Source organism: Caballeronia sp. (assembly GCF_049581465.1).
Taxonomy (GTDB): domain Bacteria; phylum Pseudomonadota; class Gammaproteobacteria; order Burkholderiales; family Burkholderiaceae; genus Caballeronia.
Window position 1 is genome coordinate 1 of record NZ_JBAUSA010000928.1, and the last position, 5026, is coordinate 5026.

General features: G+C 55.7%; 5 protein-coding genes and 6 pseudogenes. 6 read left to right on the top strand and 5 right to left on the bottom strand.

Going from position 1 to position 5026, the window contains the following annotated elements:
- Positions 1-104 (bottom strand): annotated as a pseudogene (locus WCA53_RS22780) (IS6 family transposase); the annotation flags it as partial.
- A gap of 751 nt (positions 105-855) precedes the next feature.
- On the opposite strand from WCA53_RS22780, the pseudogene WCA53_RS22785 reads away from it, so the two are divergent.
- A pseudogene (locus WCA53_RS22785) lies at positions 856-1280 on the top strand (acetoacetate decarboxylase family protein).
- Between the two features lie 42 nt (positions 1281-1322).
- Entirely contained in the window at positions 1323-1769 is a 447-nt protein-coding gene (locus WCA53_RS22790) for a hypothetical protein (RefSeq protein ID WP_423915823.1), read from the top strand.
- A gap of 159 nt (positions 1770-1928) precedes the next feature.
- Here the strand turns inward: WCA53_RS22790 and WCA53_RS22795 are convergent.
- Positions 1929-2076 (bottom strand): annotated as a pseudogene (locus WCA53_RS22795) (IS30 family transposase); the annotation flags it as partial.
- A gap of 292 nt (positions 2077-2368) precedes the next feature.
- On the opposite strand from WCA53_RS22795, the gene WCA53_RS22800 reads away from it, so the two are divergent.
- Positions 2369-2782 carry a hypothetical protein gene (locus WCA53_RS22800; RefSeq protein ID WP_423915825.1) on the top strand — a complete coding sequence of 138 codons (414 nt, stop codon included), beginning with the start codon at positions 2369-2371 and terminating at the stop codon, positions 2780-2782.
- 62 nt (positions 2783-2844) lie between these two features.
- A pseudogene (locus WCA53_RS22805) lies at positions 2845-3096 on the top strand (LysR substrate-binding domain-containing protein); the annotation flags it as partial.
- Positions 3097-3428: 332 nt separating this feature from the next.
- On the opposite strand, the gene WCA53_RS22810 reads toward WCA53_RS22805, so the two are convergent.
- The gene (locus WCA53_RS22810) at positions 3429-3587 is read right to left on the bottom strand and encodes a hypothetical protein (RefSeq protein WP_423915831.1); all 159 of its coding nucleotides are present in this window, start codon (positions 3585-3587) and stop codon (positions 3429-3431) included.
- On the opposite strand from WCA53_RS22810, the pseudogene WCA53_RS22815 reads away from it, so the two are divergent.
- Positions 3552-3827 (top strand): annotated as a pseudogene (locus WCA53_RS22815) (exodeoxyribonuclease VII large subunit); the annotation flags it as partial. The gene WCA53_RS22810 and the pseudogene WCA53_RS22815 sit on opposite strands and share 36 nt — an antisense overlap.
- A 263-nt stretch (positions 3828-4090) precedes the next feature.
- Here WCA53_RS22815 and WCA53_RS22820 read toward each other — a convergent pair.
- Positions 4091-4404 (bottom strand): annotated as a pseudogene (locus WCA53_RS22820) (IS1595 family transposase); the annotation flags it as partial.
- A gap of 24 nt (positions 4405-4428) precedes the next feature.
- Entirely contained in the window at positions 4429-4623 is a 195-nt protein-coding gene (locus WCA53_RS22825; protein WP_423915827.1) for a transposase, read from the bottom strand.
- Between the two features lie 168 nt (positions 4624-4791).
- Between WCA53_RS22825 and WCA53_RS22830 the strand changes: the two genes are divergently transcribed.
- Positions 4792-5026: superoxide dismutase (locus WCA53_RS22830; RefSeq protein ID WP_423915829.1), on the top strand; the 235-nt coding region annotated here is incomplete at its 3' end.

Sequence of the window (5026 nt, forward strand, 5' to 3'; positions counted from 1 at the left end):
GCACGAGAGAAATACCTGTGTGTGTTCGGGTCGCAAAAGCCGCGCGTACGCCGCTCGCGTTCACGTGTCGGCTGGTGACTATTCTCAGCCCGGTTGTTCAGCCGGGCTGCCGCTTTGGCTACATGGATCGAGCTCCACTCAGCGCTTTCACGGTGAGCGATTTGCTACGTGCGAGTCCATCGAAAAAAGTGCTACGAGAGCACCCGCGATTGTCGCTTCGACCCGTCTCGCATGTGCACGTTGGATTGCCTAGGATTCCGGATGGTAGATCTGACTATAAGCACAAAGCGTTTGTGGGTAAATGGAACTGCTCGAAATTCACTTTTTCCAATAGACGTTGGCGTGATACGGCGAGTTCGGCGGTTGTGGAGTCATTGACCGACCGCGAACCGTAGACCGCGGTACTCGAAGTGAGTGTGTACAAACAAGCCCTCTGCGTAAATGGCCGTAGTCGAACAACAGTTTTGCCGGTCGATAATCAATTGGTCTATTGCGTTGCTGTTGGATAACGGTCTATTAATAAATAACGGCTGCTACCGCGTGCATATTGCCTCTACTATTGTCCCACCAGCGCTACGTGCGCCGCCACTTGAAAAGGTATCGTATGAACCTCGCTTCGATCCGAAAAAATGCCTTTGCGATGCCCGTCTACAATCTCGCCTCTCCCCGCCCACCTTACCGGTTCATCAATCGGGAGTACCTTATTATTTCATACGAAACCGATTTCGATGCGCTGCGCGCCATCGTGCCGGATCCCTCGCAACCGGGAGACATCCTTTTGCAATACGAATTAATACGCGAGCCGGGACTTGTGGGGATTCGATTTAGTATGCCGAAAGCGGTCAGGTCATCTCGATGCGTGACCAGCAACGACGCCTCGGCAGATACACGCATTCGATGTACTTGGATGACGAAGGTCCGATTGCCGGTGGCTGCGAAATATGGGTTTTCCGAAGAAACCGGCCACGCCGACCTTGAGCGTCGACGGCAACGACACGCCGCTCGGCACACCGACTACGGCACCCAACGGATCGCAACCGGCACGATGGGCTTCAGGCGTGCCGCTCGATATCGAGGCTGAACGCAGGAAGCTTGCTGATATGCCGAGTTACCTGTTGAAAGTGATGCCTCACGTTGACGGTACGGCGCGTGTGTGTGAGCTCCTGCGTTTCTATTTGCGGGACGTGAGCGTGCTCGTGGCGTGGACGGGTCTCACCGCGCTTGAATTGCATCCGCATCCGGCGATGTGGAATTCGCGCGGCCGGCGCCAATGTGTTTAAAAGTTATAAGGATCGGCCACAACGGGTCGACGCAACACTGCTATGAAAAAACACCTTTTCAACACACTAGCCACGCTGACTGCACTAAGTACGGCGTTCTATCCAGTTCTGTCATACACGCGCACACTCGATCCGCAGTTCGCCTGTAAGTCGAACGCGCACACGTTCATCGCCGGGCTCATAAACGACGGCTCCATCGATCGGAATCCAACGCACGTCGAAGCAAACTCGGTCAACGCATTTCGACCGGAACAGGGCAGCGACCTGACGGCATTCGGCTTTCACGTCCACGCCGTCTTCGGGTATGAACACAACGATGCCGTGTTCAAACAAGGAGGCGGCGAGGCCTTGGCAGGCTCACTTTATGGCGCGGTCGTATCGGCCCCCACCGAGGAGGTCGAAGCGCGCGCGCGCAAGGCCGGCAGCGACGCTGTCGTTCAAGAAGTGTTGCCGCTCGTGCTCACGGCCATTGTTTGTAACAAGCCCTAACCCGTTTCGTGCCCTCAGCCACGCAACCAGCCGGCGCATCATCCACGCACTTGCCCCCAGTTTCCAGCGAGTGCTTCACCTTCATCAAAGATTGGCTAGAAAAGAAGGTCACGCGCCGCATGGGCTTCGGCGGTTTCAAGGGTGAAGCGCAACAGGGGTTTAAGGTTCAGAGCTTGGAGGTTGGCTTGCTGAGGCGAGTGTCGCAGCGAAGACCTCGAATTGCGAATGAAACGCGTGAGTGTCGCGGCCGACTGTTCGGGCTGTCGGCGATAGCGTCGAGTTCGTCCTGACTGTAAGCGCGCGTGTCATTCTGAGTGGCTTCGAGCTGATGTACGTGATCAAGAAAAGGCAGATGAAATGTTCGGGTAAAACTGCGCCGTCCGCACTCCAGCAACTCTATTCGCTGCTATCGGCGCTATTACTTAGCATATTACATTTTTTTGGCCGGATTCCTTACTGCGACAGAACCTGAATTCCCGGGCGAGCGACAGCAACCGGACGTGCTATTCCTAGACGCCGAAGTGCGGGATGCTCTGAAATGCTCTTGGGATGTACTCAATTCGAACAGGATTACAGAACTATTTTTGGAGAACGTGAAGATGACGATCGAAAGCCATGCACAGCCGACCACGCGGTCTCGAGAGATGACCGACGCAGGTGCGGCAACGCGGTTTTCCTTTCTTTATCATCATCCGCGGCGCCCGACGCATCTCTACGATGTCTCGATAATGTTCAATGAGACATTTATGTCGTCTCGCTGGCGGATCGATATCCGCGACGCTGGAGATGAAGGGAACGAAAGGTTTCTTTCGTCGGGAAGACTGACAACGCTCCTATTGAAAGTGGCCGTCGATACGCTACCGATCATTGCCCACATCACCTCGGCGGATCGCGGAAAACACCTCCCGGGGCGGCGGGTATACAGCGGATGGTGCAGGTCATCGCAACACAGTCCGGATAAAATTCCGATATGGCCACGCACGCGGCCAGCGGAGGAGCTGTCGCTGCCGTGAACGGCTCCGTTTCACTCTTCGTTATGCGAAAAGTCACACGACAATGGCTGCAGTTAGAGATCACGCGACGCGTCGCACTTACTGAAGCGGGTGAGCGGTATCTACATAGGTGCTACGCGATCATCGGTTCGATCGCCCAAGCGGAGGCCGAAGCGTCGGATGCGCATGGGAATCCTGTCGGTACACTACGAGTTCATGCGATGTCGAGCCTGGGGCAAAACTATGTGGTGCCTACGATCGCAGCATACCAGGCGCGCTATCCTTCCGTAACAGTGGACACACCTTCACAAAATGTGCCAGATTTGATCGAGGATAGTTTAGCAGAATCGAACTGCTGATAAACGTCGTCATGGTAAGCAAGCCAAAGGCGCTGTTAGGCTTGATCCAAAAAGGCAAGCAATCGGATGTCCCGCTTAACATTCGGGACACGCGACATGACTGCCGGCGAATAGGCAGAACCTAACCTGCTCGTGTCTTTTACGCGGAACACGATAAGCCCGATTGTCTGGCGCGGCCTCAGTTCATCGAGGCCAGAGTTATGGTCGGATCTGGTGTACGGGGTGAAGCGGGAAATTGAGAAGGCGGCGGCGGCTTAGCTGAGAATGTTGCTTATCTAGAGGAACAACCAGCCAACCGGAATCTACCATCAAAGAAGATGGTTACGTAAGAAACGAACGCCGGTAAAGCGGCAGCGCAGATCAGTGGCCTTGACGAGTTGATTCAGCAAGGTGCGCGAGAGATTATCCATCAGGCGATCGAGGCGGAATTGGAAAGCGCGGTGCTCGTGGTGAGCGGTGTAGGGCATGAGACGGATTGCACCATTGCCGATTTCGCCGCAGATATCCGCGCGCCCACGCCAACGGCGCGGCCGAACTCGTCAGTGCGCAACGCACACTGAGGCGCGGCTACGCAGCCTCGATTGATGTGCAAACGGGCCGCGCCGTGCGCGCTGAAGCCGAGGCGGCTGCTGACGGTGCATCTGGCGGAAGGGTCGGTGGATATCGTGCTGGTCGATGTCCCGCCAAGACTCTCCGATGAATTTTAATAGTGCGCTTAGAAGGGTGTTGGTGTGACGTTTGATCTGACGCTTTGACGTAGAACAACGGCAGTATTTTTGACGGCATCGACGGCACGTATGAACGTGATTACGCATTCTGAATACCTGCGTCTGGGGTGTCCATTTAACCAGAGTTAGCGATTTTTCTCCACGGGGGGCTCGGCGAAGGTCGCTCCAAGCTGGGCGGATGTCCGCGTTGCCTCGGCGGTTTTGGAGGAACAGCGTTTGGACTCTGGCTCATAAAAGGTCTTGTAACAAACCGGTCCATGGGCGACAGCAAGCTCCAGGACCCGGTAGAACAGCATCCCTCGGCTACGTGAGCGGCGGCGTTTGAAACGGAACACGAACTCGTCCAGGTCACTGGGCAAGTGCGCAGAATCCACCGCTCCCTGGTGGGTGCTCAGTAGCCATCGTTTTGTAAGGAATGCTATTCGATGAACACCTGGCAGAAGTTCTCCTGGGTCCTGCCCCGCGTCGACGCGACCCGCTGGCTAAGGCGGTCATGGATGTACCCACTCTTCTCCAACCACCGGTAACCCTGCAAGGCATCAGTGACGGTCAAAGATGGTCTGCCATCACTGATGTGCGGCTACCGCATCCAGTACACATGAACCGGTCGTCCCGAAGCCGCCATCCATTCAGGATGGCCACAGGACGGGCAGGCGAAGCCGCAAGGCCATCGCAGCCATTGGAGGTATTCCAGGCAGTCTGTATCAGTCGGGAACCAAGCCTGAAATTCCCGAAGGGACTGAGGGTAGTGGGTCCTGGCGTGGGGACGTTCCATTGCCGCAGTCTACGCTCAACTCCGGTTAAATGGACACCCCAGCCCTGCGTGATCGATGCTGCTTATAATGGACCCGCAATGTGCGGGTTTTTCCCAAGTCGCCTACAATCGAATCTCGTACTGCCTCACTCCTCACGTCTCCCGCAATCATAGAAGGAATCTCGCACCATGGAACATACGCTCCCGCCGTTGCCGTTCGCAAAGAACGCACTCGCTCCGCACATGTCGGAAGAAACGCTTGAGTTTCACTATGGCAAGCATCACCAAACCTATGTGACGAACCTGAACAAGTTGATCCCGGGCACGGAATTCGAAAACCTGCCGCTTGAAGAAATCGTCAAGAAAGCATCGGGTGGCGTGTTTAACAACGCGGCCCAGATCTGGAACCACACGTTCTTCTGGA

What these genes read in the sequence shown, in the direction of transcription:
- WCA53_RS22790 (WP_423915823.1), top strand. Translation starts at nt 1,323, where the DNA reads ATGAAAAAACACCTTTTCAACACACTAGCCACGCTGACTGCACTAAGT.
- WCA53_RS22800 (WP_423915825.1), top strand. Translation starts at nt 2,369, where the DNA reads ATGACGATCGAAAGCCATGCACAGCCGACCACGCGGTCTCGAGAGATG.
- WCA53_RS22810 (WP_423915831.1), bottom strand. Translation starts at nt 3,587, where the DNA reads ATGCCCTACACCGCTCACCACGAGCACCGCGCTTTCCAATTCCGCCTC.
- WCA53_RS22825 (WP_423915827.1), bottom strand. Translation starts at nt 4,623, where the DNA reads ATGGAACGTCCCCACGCCAGGACCCACTACCCTCAGTCCCTTCGGGAA.